The organism is Micromonospora sp. NPDC049151, assembly GCF_040648395.1.
Taxonomy (GTDB): Bacteria; Actinomycetota; Actinomycetes; order Mycobacteriales; family Micromonosporaceae; genus Micromonospora.
This window is the reverse complement of record NZ_JBEZDP010000017.1, coordinates 129,259-143,119: the sequence shown is the minus strand read 5'-3', so window position 1 is coordinate 143,119 and position 13,861 is coordinate 129,259. Positions and strand designations below refer to the sequence as shown.

At 72.8% G+C, this 13,861-nt stretch carries 14 protein-coding genes and 1 pseudogene; 12 read left to right on the top strand and 3 right to left on the bottom strand.

The features are described 5' to 3' along the window. The 4 genes and pseudogenes from AB0B20_RS20420 to AB0B20_RS20405 all read left to right on the top strand — a co-directional run. A pseudogene (locus AB0B20_RS20420) lies at positions 1-150 on the top strand (dipeptide/oligopeptide/nickel ABC transporter ATP-binding protein); the annotation flags it as partial. Next, positions 147-1,154, top strand: a complete 1,008-nt coding sequence (locus AB0B20_RS20415) for an ABC transporter permease (RefSeq protein WP_349880425.1) — start codon at positions 147-149, stop codon at positions 1,152-1,154. The pseudogene AB0B20_RS20420 and the gene AB0B20_RS20415, both read left to right, overlap by 4 nt. An 11-nt stretch (positions 1,155-1,165) precedes the next feature. Continuing rightward, positions 1,166-2,152 (top strand): ABC transporter permease, encoded by a 987-nt coding sequence (locus AB0B20_RS20410; protein ID WP_357383587.1) that lies wholly within the window; start codon positions 1,166-1,168, stop codon positions 2,150-2,152. A 108-nt stretch (positions 2,153-2,260) separates the two neighbouring features. Then, complete coding sequence (locus tag AB0B20_RS20405; RefSeq protein ID WP_357383589.1) at positions 2,261-4,003, top strand: ABC transporter substrate-binding protein; 1,743 nt, start codon at positions 2,261-2,263, stop codon at positions 4,001-4,003. A gap of 87 nt (positions 4,004-4,090) precedes the next feature. Here AB0B20_RS20405 and AB0B20_RS20400 read toward each other — a convergent pair whose 3' ends face one another. After that, the gene (locus AB0B20_RS20400) at positions 4,091-6,235 is read right to left on the bottom strand and encodes a prolyl oligopeptidase family serine peptidase (RefSeq protein ID WP_357383591.1); all 2,145 of its coding nucleotides are present in this window, start codon (positions 6,233-6,235) and stop codon (positions 4,091-4,093) included. 86 nt (positions 6,236-6,321) lie between these two features. Here AB0B20_RS20400 and mshB point away from each other — a divergent pair, with 86 nt between their 5' ends. The 3 genes from mshB (at position 6,322) to AB0B20_RS20385 (ending at position 8,286) form a co-directional block, all read left to right on the top strand. Next, on the top strand, positions 6,322-7,245 hold the full coding sequence (mshB, locus tag AB0B20_RS20395; RefSeq protein WP_357383593.1) for an N-acetyl-1-D-myo-inositol-2-amino-2-deoxy-alpha-D-glucopyranoside deacetylase: 924 nt from the start codon (positions 6,322-6,324) through the stop codon (positions 7,243-7,245). Positions 7,246-7,262: 17 nt separating this feature from the next. Continuing rightward, entirely contained in the window at positions 7,263-7,736 is a 474-nt protein-coding gene (locus AB0B20_RS20390) for a hypothetical protein (protein ID WP_357383595.1), read from the top strand. An 85-nt stretch (positions 7,737-7,821) separates the two neighbouring features. Continuing rightward, entirely contained in the window at positions 7,822-8,286 is a 465-nt protein-coding gene (locus AB0B20_RS20385; protein ID WP_357383597.1) for a hypothetical protein, read from the top strand. 12 nt (positions 8,287-8,298) lie between these two features. On the opposite strand, the gene AB0B20_RS20380 is transcribed toward AB0B20_RS20385, so the two are convergent. Continuing rightward, a complete protein-coding gene (locus AB0B20_RS20380; protein ID WP_357383599.1) occupies positions 8,299-9,318 on the bottom strand; it encodes a GNAT family N-acetyltransferase in 1,020 nt (339 codons plus the stop codon). A gap of 79 nt (positions 9,319-9,397) precedes the next feature. On the opposite strand from AB0B20_RS20380, the gene fdxA reads away from it, so the two are divergent. Genes fdxA through AB0B20_RS20355 form a run of 5 tightly spaced genes read left to right on the top strand, consistent with a single transcriptional unit; the run spans position 9,398 to position 13,142 of the window. After that, the gene (gene fdxA / locus AB0B20_RS20375) at positions 9,398-9,724 is read left to right on the top strand and encodes a ferredoxin (RefSeq protein WP_091422126.1); all 327 of its coding nucleotides are present in this window, start codon (positions 9,398-9,400) and stop codon (positions 9,722-9,724) included. Continuing rightward, a complete protein-coding gene (gene dapC, locus AB0B20_RS20370) occupies positions 9,721-10,830 on the top strand; it encodes a succinyldiaminopimelate transaminase (protein WP_357383915.1) in 1,110 nt (369 codons plus the stop codon). Before fdxA ends, dapC begins: the two co-directional genes overlap by 4 nt. 1 nt (position 10,831) lies before the next feature. Next, positions 10,832-11,848 carry a prephenate dehydrogenase/arogenate dehydrogenase family protein gene (locus AB0B20_RS20365; RefSeq protein WP_357383601.1) on the top strand — a complete coding sequence of 339 codons (1,017 nt, stop codon included), beginning with the start codon at positions 10,832-10,834 and terminating at the stop codon, positions 11,846-11,848. Between the two features lie 5 nt (positions 11,849-11,853). Continuing rightward, a complete protein-coding gene (locus AB0B20_RS20360; protein WP_357383603.1) occupies positions 11,854-12,498 on the top strand; it encodes an SIMPL domain-containing protein in 645 nt (214 codons plus the stop codon). Beyond that, positions 12,498-13,142 (top strand): nucleoside/nucleotide kinase family protein, encoded by a 645-nt coding sequence (locus AB0B20_RS20355; RefSeq protein ID WP_357383605.1) that lies wholly within the window; start codon positions 12,498-12,500, stop codon positions 13,140-13,142. The genes AB0B20_RS20360 and AB0B20_RS20355 overlap by 1 nt, the downstream gene beginning before the upstream one ends. A 17-nt stretch (positions 13,143-13,159) precedes the next feature. On the opposite strand, the gene AB0B20_RS20350 is transcribed toward AB0B20_RS20355, so the two are convergent. Next, positions 13,160-13,726, bottom strand: a complete 567-nt coding sequence (locus AB0B20_RS20350) for a sugar O-acetyltransferase (protein WP_357383607.1) — start codon at positions 13,724-13,726, stop codon at positions 13,160-13,162. Between the last annotated feature and the right edge of the window lie 135 nt (positions 13,727-13,861).

Sequence of the window (13,861 nt, the reverse complement as noted above, 5' to 3'; positions counted from 1 at the left end):
ACCCGCTGCTGGAAAGCCACCAACCACTGCGCCACCGAAGAACCCGCACTCGTCACCCGCGACGACGGCACACAACTCACCGCCTGCCACTACCCGGAGAGCGGACCAGTCGGCGTGCCGGCCGGCGAACCCGTGGAGGTGTCGAAATGAGCCTGTCGCCGGTCGAGGGCGTCGCGCTCGCCGAGATCGAGTCGCCCGGCGAGGGCGACGAGAGCGGCAAGAAGGAGTTCGTCGGCCGGTCACCCGGCCAGCTCGCCCTCGCGCGGCTCAAGCGGGATCGCACCGCGCTGATCAGCGGCGGCCTGCTGGCGTTCTTCGTGCTCGTCGCGCTTGCCGTCCCGCTCATCGAGGCGCTGTACGGGGTGGGGCCGAAGGAGCAGTTCCAGAACCGCCTCGACGGCTACGGCATGCCGCTGGGCTACGCCGGTGGGGTGACCGGTGAGCACTGGTTCGGGCTGGAGCCCGGCCTCGGCCGGGACATCTTCATCCGCATGGTGCACGGACTGCGGACGTCGCTGTTCATCGCGTTCGCCGCGGCCGTGCTGACCGCGGTGATCGGGGTGACGCTGGGAACGCTCGCCGGCTACCTGGGCGGCTGGCTGGACACGGTGATCAACTGGATCACCGACCTGACCCTGGCCATGCCGTTCCTGATCATCGCGCTGGCCCTGATGCCGACCGTCGCGCTGCGCTTCTACGGCCAGCGCGAGGCCGTGCCGGCGTACTTCCAGATCGGTGTGCTCATCGCGATCTTCGCCCTGTTCGGCTGGACCGGTACGGCCCGGCTGGTCCGGGGCCAGATCATCGCGCTGCGCGAACGCGAGTTCGTGGAGGCGGCGCGGGCCAGCGGCGCCGGTCTCGGGCACATGCTGTTCCGGCAGCTGCTGCCGAACGCCTGGGCGCCGATCCTGGTCGCCTTCTCGCTGGCGGTGCCGCAGTACATCACCAGCGAGGCCGCGCTGTCGTTCATCGGCGTCGGCCTGACCGACGAGACGCCGAGCTTCGGCCGCATGATCTACCGCAGCCTCGACTACCTGCAGACCGACCCGGCGTACGTCTTCTTCCCGGGCATCACCATCTTCGCGCTCGTGTTCGCCTTCAACCTCTTCGGGGACGCGCTGCGCGACGCGCTCGACCCGAAGTCGTCCCGGTAGGAGGCCGGCCCATGACGCGATTCCTCATCCGCCGGATGCTGTCCGCCGCGCTCACGCTGTTCGCGGTCAGCGTGCTCAGCTTCCTGATGTTCTTCGCGCTGCCGCGCGACCCGGTCACCGGCATGTGCCCCAAGAACTGCAACCCGGAGCGGCTGGAACGGGTCCGCCAGGAGCTGGGGCTGCGGGACCCGCTGATCAGCCAGTACGCCGGCTACATGAAGGGCATCGTCACCGGCCGGGACCTCGGCAGCGCGCAGGGCGGCCGGTGCGACGCACCCTGCCTCGGCTGGTCGTACGTGTCGAACGAGGCGGTCTCGGACACCATCGCCCGGGTGCTGCCGGTGACGCTGAGCATCGTCATCCCGGCTGCGATCCTCTGGCTGCTGCTCGGCGTCGGCCTGGGCATGCTCTCGGCGCTGCGGCGGGGGAGCTGGCTGGACCGGGCCGCGATCGGCTTCTCGCTCACCGGCGCCTCGTTGCAGCTCTACTTCGTGGGCGCGGTGCTGCTCATCGTCTTCGTCTACAACCTGCGCCTGCTACCGGTGCCGAGTTACACCTCGTTGTTCGAGAACCCGCTGAAGTGGACGAGCGGGCTGGTGCTGGCCTGGGTGGCGCTGGCGTTCCTCTTCTCCGCGATCTACGCGCGACTGTCCCGGGCGCAGATGCTGGAGACACTCTCGGAGGACTTCGTCCGGACCGCGCGGGCGAAGGGCCTGGCCAAACGCAAGGTGTACGGCCGGCACGCGCTGCGCGCCGCGATCACTCCGGTGGTGACGATCGCCGGGCTGGACGTGGGCGGGGCGCTGGGCGGCACGGTGATCACCGAGACGACATTCGGTCTGAACGGGATGGGGCGTACCGCAGTCGACGCGGTCCGCTCGGGCGACCTGCCGACGATCATGGCGACCGTGTTGATCGCGGCGGTCTTCGTGGTGCTGGCGAACGTGGTGGTGGACCTGCTCTACGCCGTGATCGACCCACGGGTGCGGCTCGGCTGAACCGCGACGAAATTTATCGACAACTGTTATCCAACTTGTAGTTTTTCTTCTTTACGATCCTCGGGACGTCGGCGGATGCGCTCGGCGCACGGGTGGAGGAGGTAGGACATGCGACCACGCGCAGCGGCCGCCGCTGGCGGTGCCATCGCACTGGTTGTGGCACTCGGTGCCTGCTCGGAGAACACGGGCGAAGGCACCAAGGTGGACACCAACCGTCAGCAGACCGGAGTCATCGCGACCGACCCCAAGGACTCGCAGGGGCCGGCCGCCGAGATCGACGGCGCGGCCAAGGGCGGGACGTTCACCATCATCCGGGAGACCCCCATCTCCCACCTCGACCCGCAGCGGACGTACTCGTTCGCGGGTCTGATGGCCAACCCGCTCTTCGCCCGCTACCTGACCACCTGGAAGGACGACGGCAAGGGCGGCCTGGTCCTCGTGGGTGACCTGGCCGAGACCCCGGGCAAGAACGTCAACAACGACTGCAAGGTCTGGGAATTCACCATCAAGGACGGGGTGAAGTTCGAGGACGGCAGCCCGATCACCTCGAAGGAGATCGCGTACGGCATCGCCCGCTCCTTCGACCCGGACCTCACCGGCGGCCCCACCTACATCCAGGAGTGGCTGGCCGACACCGCGCAGTACGACACCAAGTGGGACTTCAAGAAGAACAAGACGTCGCTGCCGCCGGGCCTGACCACGCCGGACGACAAGACGCTGCGCTTCGAGTTCGCCAAGCCCCGCTGCGACCTGCCGTTCGCGGTCTCGCTGCCCACCAGCGCCCCGCTCAAGCCGGAGAAGGACACCGGGGTCAACCTGGACCAGAAGCCGTTCTCGTCCGGCCCGTACAAGATCGCGGAAAACCAGGTGGGCGTTCGGATCACCCTGGACCGCAACCCGAACTGGGATCCGAAGACCGACCCGGTGCGGCACCAGTACCCGGACAAGTTCGTCTGGACCTTCGGCCCGACCGCTGACGCCGCAAACAACCGGGTCATCGCGGACAACGGCGCCGACCAGAGCGCGCTCGCCTTCAACGGCGTGCCGGCCTCGCTCGTGGCCAAGGTGGCCGGTGACCCGGCGCTGAAGTCCCGCACGCTGCTGTCCCCGACCCCGAGCGCCAACCAGCTCGTGATCAACACCCAGCGGGTCAAGGACCTGAAGGTCCGCCAGGCGCTCAACTACGCGATCGACCGCGAGGGCATGATCAAGGCGCTCGGCGGCCAGACCGTCGCGCAGCCGCTCACCACCCTGATGCCGCCGTCGACCATCGGCTACAAGGCGTACGACGCGTACCCGGCGGGCGCCAACGGCAACGTGGAGAAGGCCAAGGAACTGCTCGGCGGCCAGACGCCCGCGCTGGTTCTCGGCGTGGCGGACAACACCACCGAGCAGCAGCAGGCGGTCCAGCTCAAGGGCAACCTGGAGCGCGCCGGCTTCAAGATCACCGTCCGGAACATCCCGGACGACGCGAAGCTGGACGAGGTGAAGAAGAAGAACAACCCCTGGGACCTCTACATCGGTAACTGGGCGGCGGACTGGCCCAGCGGCGCGTCGATCCTGCCGGTGCTCTACGACGGTCGCACCATCAAGGCCGAGGGCAACAGCAACTCGTCCTACTTCAACGACGAGGCGATCAACGCCGAGATGGACCGCATCCAGGCGCTGCCGCCGTCCGAGCAGGGCCCGGAGTGGGGCAAGCTCGACGAGCGGATCATGAAGGAGCACGCGCCGGTGGTGCCGCTCTACGTGGACGTGGCGTACAACGTGCACGGGTCCAAGGCGGGCGGGGTGTTCATCTCCTCCGTGTTCGGCTACCCGAACTTCGTCAACGCGTACGTCAAGCAGTAGCCGTAGGTGAAGGAAGGGCCCCTTGTTAACGCCGCGCGTTAACAAGGGGCCCTTCCTCTACCGCAGGCGTTAAGAAGGGGCCCTTCCTTACAAGTAGCGGCGGAGGAAGTCCAGCTCCAGCCGGAGCAGCCGCTCGGACACGCCACCCGCGGCCAGGTGGCTCGCGCCGGTCAGCGGCAGCACCGCGTGCGGGCGGCCCGTCGCCAGCAGCGCGGCCGACAGCCGCAGCGTGTGCGCGGCCAGCACGTTGTCGTCGGCCAGGCCGTGCACCAGCAGCATCGGCCGGGCCTGCCGCGGGTCGCCGAGCGGCTCGGCGGCCAGCTCGACGAGCGAGTGGTGGGCGTAGACGTCCATCCCGTCGTCCGGCATCCCCAGGTAGCGCTCGCTGTACGCGGTGTCGTACAACGCCCAGTCGGTGACCGGCGCGCCGACGATCGCGCACTTGAACAGCTCCGGGTGCCGCAGCACCGCCAGACCGGCCAGCCAGCCGCCGAACGACCAGCCGCGTACCGCCACCCGATCCAGATCCAGGTCCGGGTGCTTGTCGGCGAGCGCGGTGAGCGCGTCCACCTGGTCGGTGAGGATCACGTCGGCGACCCGGCGGTGGATCGCCTTCTCGAACGACGGCGCGATGCCCGGGGTGCCCCGGTTGTCGATGGTGACCACCGCGAAGCCCTGCTCGGCCCACCACTGCCGTTCCAGCCAGACGCTGCGGGCCGCCACCACCTCCTGGTGGCCGGGGCCGCCGTAGACGTCCAGCAGTACCGGCAACCGCGTGCCCTTGACGTGTTCGGCCGGGTAGAGCACCGCGCTGGGCAGCCGCCTGTCGGTCACCCGGACCAGCGTCGGGCGTGGCGCGTACGAGCAGGTGGCGGCGAACGAGCGCAGCTCGCCCACCTCGCGGTCGCCGTGCCACACCCGCCAGCGGACCCCGGGGTGCTCCAGCGACGCGATGCCCACGGCGAGCGTGGCCCCGCCGATCGAGGCCGTGTGCCACCCGGGGTCGCTGCCCATCCGGCGGGCGTCCATGCCACCGCCGATGGTGGTTCGCACCCGGTAGAGGTGGCGCTGGCTCGGTTCGCCCTCGCTCGCCTCCACGAGCAGGTCCGCCGCCGTGTTCGGACCGTTCGGCAGCCGCCCGACCACCCGGCGCACGTACAGCGAAGGCGGGGTGAGCAGCGTGCCGTCGGCGAACAGGCAGCGGGCGTCGTACCCGTCGTGGGCCAGCTCGCCGCCGACCAGCACCCGGCCGTCGGGCAGGTGCGCGGGGGTGCCGGGGATCGGCTCCACCCAGCGCGGGTCGGCCAGCTCGGCGTGCACCTGCGTCTCGCCGGTGCGCGGATCCACCGCGAGCACCAGGCCGTGCTGCTGCGAGCGGCGCAGCACGGTGATCAGTGGCCCGCCCTCGGTCCAGTCCACCGAGCTCAGGTACGGATAGGTCTCCCGGTCCCAGTGCACGTCGACCCAGCCGCCGTCGAGGTCGAGCAGGTGCAGGCTGACCTCCGCGTTCGGCCCACCCGCCACCGGGTACGCGAGCGACGTGGGCGGGCTCGCCGGGTCGGCCGGGTCGTGCAGGTACCAGCGTTCCAGGCGGGACTCGTCGACCCGGGCGGCGAGCACGCTGCGCCCGTCCGGCGCCCACCAGTAGCCCCGGTAGCGGTGGAACTCCTCGGCGGCGATGTGCTCGGCCAGTCCCCAGGTGACGCCGCTGTCCTCACCGGCGAGCAGGTTGTCGGTGCCGTCCGGCTCCACCACCCGCAACTGGCCCCGGCGCACCCCCTCGGCGGCGTCGGTGACGTACGCGAGCCGCTCGCCGGCCGGGTCGGGTCGCGGGTCGATCACCGGCCCGACCGCTGCCACCTCGACCACGTCGCCGTGCACCAGGTCGGCCCGGAACAGCCGGCCGGCCAGCGTGAACGCGGCGACCCGGCCGGCCGAGTCCAGCGCGTACGAGCCGATGCCGCCGGAGCTGAGCCGCAGCCGCTCGCGCAGCGCCCGCTCGCCGGGGGCGAGGCGGGCCGGTTCGGCGTCGGCGCCGAGCAGCACCGCCGGGTCCGCGACCAGTCGTTCCTCGCCGCTGTCGACGTCGAGCAGCCAGAGCGCGTCGGCCGGGTCCTCGGGTCCCGCGGAACGCAGGAAGACCACCCGGGCGCCGTCGCCCGTGACGGCGACGGCACGCGGCGCCCCGTGGCTGAACCGACGGGTACGGGCGGCCAGCTCGGGAAAGTCCACGCCTGAAGCGTAGGCGGGTACCGGGGGGTGATGTGGCCGACCTGGGCGGACGCATCACCGTCGGGGGAGCAGGACCGCCGGTTAGAGTGACGGGCGTGACGACGCTGCCCGACCGACGCCTTCTGCTGGTCCACGCGCATCCCGACGACGAGTCGATCGGCACCGGCGCGACGATGGCGCACTACGCCGCCGCCGGCGCCCACGTCACGCTCGTCACCTGCACGCTGGGTGAGGAGGGCGAGATCCACGTCCCGGCCCTGGCCCGGCTCTGCGCGGCCGAGGCGGACCAGCTCGGCGGCTACCGGATCGGCGAGCTGGCCGCCGCCTGCGCCGCGCTCGGCGTCACCGACCACCGGTTCCTCGGCGGCGCGGGCCGCTACCGCGACTCGGGCATGATGGGCCTGGCCACCAACGAGCACCCGCGCGCGTTCTGGCAGGCCGACCTGGACACCGCCGCCGGATACCTCGTGGAGGTCATCCGCGAGGTCCGTCCCCAGGTGCTCGTCACGTACGACCCGGACGGCTTCTACGGGCATCCCGACCACATCCAGGCGCACCGGGTGGCGATGCGCGCGGTGGAGCTGGCCGCGGCCGAGGGGATCGCCCCGGCGAAGGTCTACTGGACGGCCATGCCGCGCAGCGTGCTCGACGCCGGCCTGGAGACGTTCACCGAGTCGTCGGACAACCCGTTCGCCGGCATCGAGAGCGCCGACGAGCTGCCGTTCGGCACGCCGGACGCGGAGATCGCCGCCCGGATCGACGGCACCGACCAGCACGCCGCCAAGGAGGCGGCGATGCGGGCCCACGCCACCCAGATCCCGGCGAACTCCTGGCTCTACTCGATCGCGGGCAACTTCGGGGGCGAGTTCATGGGTGTGGAGTACTTCACGCTCGCGGTCGGTGAGAAGGGGCCGGGCACCGGCCCGTACGGCTGGGAGGACGACCTCTTCGCCGGGATCGCCCTGGACGACTCGCGGCGGTCCCCGGTCGCGGCGGCCGGTCTCCGGTGACGCTGCCGGCCGTACCCGTGTCGACAGTTCCCGAGCAGCCGCCCACGGACGCGACGCCGAGCCCGGCGGAGCGGGTGCTCGACCGCGCGCTGCGCGTGGCCGGCGGCGTCGTGACGGTCTGGGCCGGCGTCCTGCTGGCGCTGCTCGAACTGATCGTCGCGACCTGGGCCTGGAATGTCGTGCAGGGGCTCTCCGGCGCCGCGCAGGCGCTGGTCGGGGTCGGCGCGGTAGCTGTCGGCGCCGTCGCCGTGGTGGCGTCGACGGTGCTGCTGGGCTCGTTCGCGCACCGGTCGACCGGCGGCCGGTGGGCGATCGTGCTGGCCGCGCTGCCGTGGTTCGTGGTGATCGTGGCGGGTGGTGTCCGTACCGTCGAGGGTGATCTCGGGCTGGTCGGCGACAACGTGCTCGGCCTGGCGCTGATCGTGACCGGCGCGGTCACGTTCGCGGTGGTGGGCTTCCGGCACCTCGTGACGCCGCCCCCTCCCCGCTGAGGTGCTGACGCCGCACAGGCGGCGGTGGTAGACATTCCTGCCATAGGCCCGCCGAGGGAGCGGGCGGTACGGCGGGAGGCGTGCGATGGCTCAGCGGTGGCGTGCGGTCGGTGTGCTGGCGGCCGCGTTGTTCGCGGTGAACGTGGTGGCCCGGCTGGTCACCAGATTGGCGTTCCCGGACGACGACACCGCCGCCGGCCGGGTCTCGCTGGCGATGTTCCTGGTCATCGGGCTGATCCTGGCCGGTGCCGCGTTCCGGTGGGGCGCCGAGCAGCCGGTCAGCCGGTGGGCCGGTGACCTGGTCGGCGCGGTGGCGGTCGCGCTGGCGCTCACCGTCTTCGTCGGTCCGCTGGTGGTCGGGGAGAATCCGTTCGGCGGCGGCGCGGGCCTCTTCTTCGCCCAGATCTGGCTCTATCTCGCGGCCACCGCCGCGGGCGTGCTCGTCGGTTACCTGATCCTCACCGCGCTGGGCCGGGACTACCGGTCCCGCCAGCTCAAGCGGTACGCCGAGATGAAGCGCACCCGGCCCCGCAGGATCGTCCGGCGCTGACCGGCCCGCCGCTCAGCCCGCCGGGGCGACCCGGGTCAGGTAGGTGTGGTGGGTGGTGAAGCCGAGCCGGCGGTAGAGCGCGACCGCCCCGATGTTGCTCTGCTCCACCTGGAGGAACGCACGGGTGGCCCCCTCGTCCGCGCCCCAGCCGGCCAGGGCGCGGACGACGGCCGCGGCGAATCCCCGCCGACGCGCCTCGGGCAGCACTTCGAGCAGGCTGACGCCGAGCCAGCGGCCGTCGCCGGTCACCGTCCCCCGGGCGATGGCGAGCACCCGCCCGTCGACGCGCAGCTCCGCGAAGCGGACCCGGTCGACGGCGGTGAGCACGTGCCGCGCGGCGTCCGGCAGGCCGCCCTTGCGGCTGGCGGAGATGGCCAGCCAGTCGTCGCCGGGCGCGTCGGCCAGGGTCACCGGCGGCGTTCCGGGGGGCGGGGCGTCCGCACCCGCCGGCACGGTGCTCCCGGGGTCCGGCGGTACGTCGGCGGGGGCCTCCGGCGGCGCGATCAGGGTGCGCAGCGGGACGGTCTGCACCAGCACCGGGGGGCGGGACGTCCAGCCCCGCGCGTCCAGCTCCGCGCCGACCGGGGCGGCCAGCGGCAGCGGGGTGTTCACCAGGGCGGATCCGCCGCGTTCGGCGTACCAGCGCTGCACCGCGTCCAGCGCGTCGGGCAGCGGGCGGTCCGGGTCGCCCACCGGCAGCGCGCTGTTCGCCCGGCCGGTCCAGCCGTCGGCCCAGCGCAGCCGCCAGTCGCCGAGCCGTCCGCGTACCGGGGCGGGCCACGCCTCGTCGGCGGCCAGCTCCAGCGCGACCACCGCGGCGGCGGTGGGCCGGCGGGCCGGCGGCACCCGCTTGGCCCGGTGCACCTCGGCCACCGGCACGCGCAGCGGCCCGGCGTCGGTGGACAGCGTGATGTGGGTCTCGCTCAGCTCGACGAGCTCGCCGAGGGCGTCGGAGAACAGCGTGCGGCCCTCGCGAATCCCCACAATCCGGCGGACCACGATCCGGTGTCCCACATCCTGCTGTCGGAGCACGATCGACCCCCTCCCCGGCGAGATACTAGGCTCTTATCGTTGCGGTTGATCGCGACGAGTCTTGCGGAGGAGAAGACCGGTGACCTACATCATCGCCGAGCCGTGCGTGGATGTGCTCGACAAGGCATGCATCGAGGAGTGCCCGGTCGACTGCATCTACGAGGGCAACCGGATGCTCTACATCCACCCCGACGAGTGCGTCGACTGTGGTGCCTGCGAGCCGGTCTGCCCGGTGGAAGCGATCTTCTACGAGGACGACGTCCCGGAGCAGTGGAAGGACTACACCGGGGCGAACTACGAGTTCTTCGAGGAGCTGGGCTCGCCCGGTGGCGCCTCGAAGATCGGCAAGGTGGAGAAGGACGCCACCTTCGTCGCCGCGCAGCCGCCGCGCGGCGAGGGCCACTGAACCGGCGTACGCCGGTCTCGGCTCGGCTGCCCGACTTCACCTGGGACACGCTGGACGCCGCGGCCGCCACGGCCGCGGCGCATCCGGACGGTCTCATCAACCTGTCGATGGGCACGCCGGTCGACCCGGTGCCGGAGCTGATCCGCCGGGCCCTGGCCGACGCGTCGAACGCGCCGGGCTACCCGCTGACCGCCGGTACGCCCGCACTGCGCAACGCGATCGCGGCCTGGGTCGCGCGGGCCTGCGGCGCGGGCGTGGACGGCCTGGGCGTGCTGCCCACGATCGGCTCCAAGGAGCTGGTGGCCTGGCTGCCCACGCTGCTCGGGCTCGGCCCCGGTGACGTGGTGGTGGTGCCGTCGGTGGCCTACCCGACCTACGAGGACGGGGCTCGGCTGGCCGGCGCGACGACGGTCCGCACCGACTCGCTGACGGCGCTGGGCCCGGATCCCCGGGTCCGCCTGGTCTGGGTCAACTCGCCCGGCAACCCGACCGGCCGGGTGCTGCCCGCCGCCCACCTGCGCAAGGTGGTCGAGTGGGCGCGCGAGCGCGGGGCGGTGGTCGCCAGCGACGAGTGCTACCTGCCGCTGGGCTGGGACGCCGAGCCCGTCTCGGTGCTCTCACCCGAGGTGTGCGGCGGCTCGTACGACGGCGTGCTGGCGGTGCACTCGCTGTCCAAGCGCTCGAACCTGGCCGGCTACCGGGCCGGGTTCGTCGCCGGTGACCCGGCGCTGGTGGCCGAGCTGCTCAAGATCCGCAAGCACGCGGGCCTGATCGTTCCGGCCCCGGTGCAGGCGGCCATGGTGGCCGCGCTCGGCGACCAGGAGCACGCCGACGCCCAGCGGGAGCGCTACCGCGTCCGGCGGGAGAAGCTGCGCGAGGCCTTCACGGCCGCCGGCTTCACCGTCGAGCACTCCGAGGCCGGGCTCTACCTCTGGCTGACCCGCGACGAGGACTGCTGGGAGACCGTGGACTGGCTGGCCCGCCGGGGCATCCTGGTGGCCGCGGGCGTCTTCTACGGCCCGGCCGGCGCCCGGCACGTCCGGGTGGCGCTCACCGAGTCCGACGAGCACGTCGACGCGGTGGCCGGACGGCTCGCCGGGTCGTGACGTGGCGGGCGGGCTGGCGCGGGCGGCGGTGGTCGGCACCGGGCTGATCGGCGGTTCGGTGCTGCTGCGGCTGCGCGCGGCCGGGCTCGACGTCACCGGATGGGATCCGGATCCGGCCGCCCGCCGGCAGGTACGCGACCGGGGCGTGGCGGCACCCGACACGGTCGAGGAGACGGTCACCGGACGAGACGTGGTGTTCCTCTGCGGCCCGCTGCCCACGCTGCCGACGATGCTGGCCCGGGTCGCCGCCGTGACCGACGACGGGTGCGTGCTCACCGACGTGGGCAGCGTCAAGGCCGAGGTCAGCACCGCCGCCACAGTGCAAGGGCTCGGGCACCGGTGCGTGCCGGGTCATCCGATGGCCGGCGCGGACCGGGCCGGAGCGGGCGCGGCCAGCGCGGACCTGCTCGACGGCGCCGCCTGGGTGCTCTGCCCGGGGCCGACCGGCCTGGCCGCGTTCCGGCGGCTGGCGACGCTGCTGGTGGACGTCTTCCACGCCCGGGTGGTGCCGATGTCCGCCCCGGAGCACGACGGGGCCGCCGCGCTCGCCTCGCACGTACCGCACGTGCTGGCCGGTGCGCTGGCCGGCACCGTGCACCGGTCGGCGCTGCGGGACGCGGTGCTGACGCTGGCCGCCGGCAGCTTCTCCGACGGCACCCGGGTCGCCGGTGGACCACCGGAGCGGACCGCGAACATGCTGCTCGGCAACCGCGACCGCGTGCTCGCCGAACTGGACGCGCTCGGCGCGTTCCTGAACGAGCTGACCGAGGCGCTGCGCGGCGGCGACGCCGGTGCGCTGGCCGACCGGTTCGCCGAGGGGCGCGACGTCCGCGCCACGCTGCGGGCACGCTCGTTCACCCCGCACCGGCGGGAGTTCCCGGCCACCGCCGACCACGCGGGCGAGCTGGCGTACCTGCGGGAGCTGGGCGCGGCGGGCGGCCACCTGAGCGAGGTGCGGGAGACGGCCGGCGCGGTCACCTACACGGCGCACCTGCCGGCCGCCCCGCCGTTAGGCTGAGCGGCATGGCGGACGCACCGGTCGTGGCGGTACGCGGTGAGGCGTACCGGGAGGTGGCTCCCGAGCTGGCCCGGTTCACTGTGACGGCGGTGGTGCGGGACCGGGACCGGGAGACCACGCTGACCCGGCTGGCCGAACGGGCCGCCGCGGTGCGCGCGTTGCTCGACGCGGCCGGGCCCGTGGTGGGGCGCCGGGAGACCGGCCAGGTCCACGTCTGGCCGGTGACGAAGCGCGCCGGCGAGCGGGTGGTGGCCTACCAGGGCAGCGTGAGCACCACCGTGACGACCACCGACTTCACCGCGCTCGGTGACCTGATGCTCCGCCTGGCCGACCAGGAGCAGGTCGAGGTGGCCGGGCCGGTGTGGTCGCTGCGTCCGGACAGCCCTGCCTACCGGGAGGCGCGGCGGGCCGCCATCGCCGACGCGCTGGTCCGGGCCCGGGAGTACGCCGAGGCGCTCGGTGCCCAGGTGATCGCGTTGCGCGAGCTGTCCGACACCGGGATGAGCGCCGGGTCGCCGATGATGATGGTCGGGGCGGCATACTCGCGCTCCGGCGAGCCGGAGCGCGAACTGGAGCTGGACCCGGCGCCGCAGCCGGTGCAGGCGGCGGTCGAGGCGCGGTTCACCATCAGCGAGCCGGTGCTGGGCTGATGCCGGCGGCGGAGGTGCTCGGGCTCGACGAGCTGGTCGTCCGGGCGCGGGCCCTGGCCGAGGACGGCCCGCGTCAGCTGCTCGGCATCGCCGGGGCACCCGGGGCGGGCAAGTCCACCCTGGCGGAAGGGATCGTGGCCGCGCTCGGCCCGGTCGCCCGGCTGGTCCCGATGGACGGGTTCCACCTGGCCGGGCCCGCGCTGGCACGGCTGGGCCGGGCGGGGCGCAAGGGCGCGCCGGACACGTTCGACGTCAACGGCTTCGTCTCCGTGCTGCGCCGGTTGCGCCGGCTGGAACCGACGTCGGTGTGGGCGCCGGAGTTCCGCCGCGACCTGGAGGAGCCGGTCGCCGGGGCGATCGAGGTGCCGCCCGAGGTGCGCCTGGTGGTGACCGAGGGCAACTACCTGCTGCTGCGGGACGACCCGTGGGAGGAGGTGCGCACCCTCCTGCACCAGATCTGGTTCCTCGACCTGGACGCGCGGGAGCGGCTGCGCCGGCTCACCGCGCGCCACGAGGCGTACGGGAAGTCGCCGGAGCAGGCGCGCGCCTGGGCGCTGGGCAGCGACGAGGAGAACGCCCGGCTGGTCGCCGGCACGGCCGGGCACGCCGACCTGGTGGTACGCCTGGCCGACCCGCCGCGGTGACGCGGGGCGCGGCCGGCTCACGAGGATTCGTGAACGCTCCGCACCGGGCGGGCCGGGTTGCCAACCGCCACGACGCCGGGCGGCAGGTCGCGCGTCACCACCGCGCCGGCGCCGACCACCGTGTTCTCGCCGATCGCCACCCCGGCCAGCACGATCACCCCGCCGCCGAGCCAGACGTTGTCGCCGATGGTGATCGGCAGGGCCGACTCCCATTTGGCCCGGCGCGCCTCCGGTTCCACCGGGTGGGTGGCGGTGAGCAGTTGCACGTTCGGTCCGATCTGGACGTCCGCGCCGATGCTGATCCGGGCGACGTCGAGGAAGACCGCGTTGAAGTTCACGAAGGTACGCGGGCCGATGTGGGTCTGGTAGCCGTAGTCGCAGTACAGCGGCGGCCGGATCCACGCGTCGTCGCCGAGTGAGCCGAGCAGCTCGCGCAGGGCGGCGAGGCGGCCCGCCGGGTCGTCGGCGGAACTGCTGTTGAAACGCTCGCTGAGCTGTGCCGCGCGCTCCAGGTCGGCGATGATCGCGGGATCGTCGGCGATGTACCGTTCGCCGGCCAGCATCCGGTCCTTCATGGAGGTCATCGCCTGATCGTCCCGGCCCGCCCGGCGGCGCGGTAGCGGTTCGGGCGGATCAGTTACTTCCTGATGCATACGCGGTATGCAATCCTGATACCCGTGTCGATGTGCCTCTTATCGATGAAACGCCCTGACGAAGGA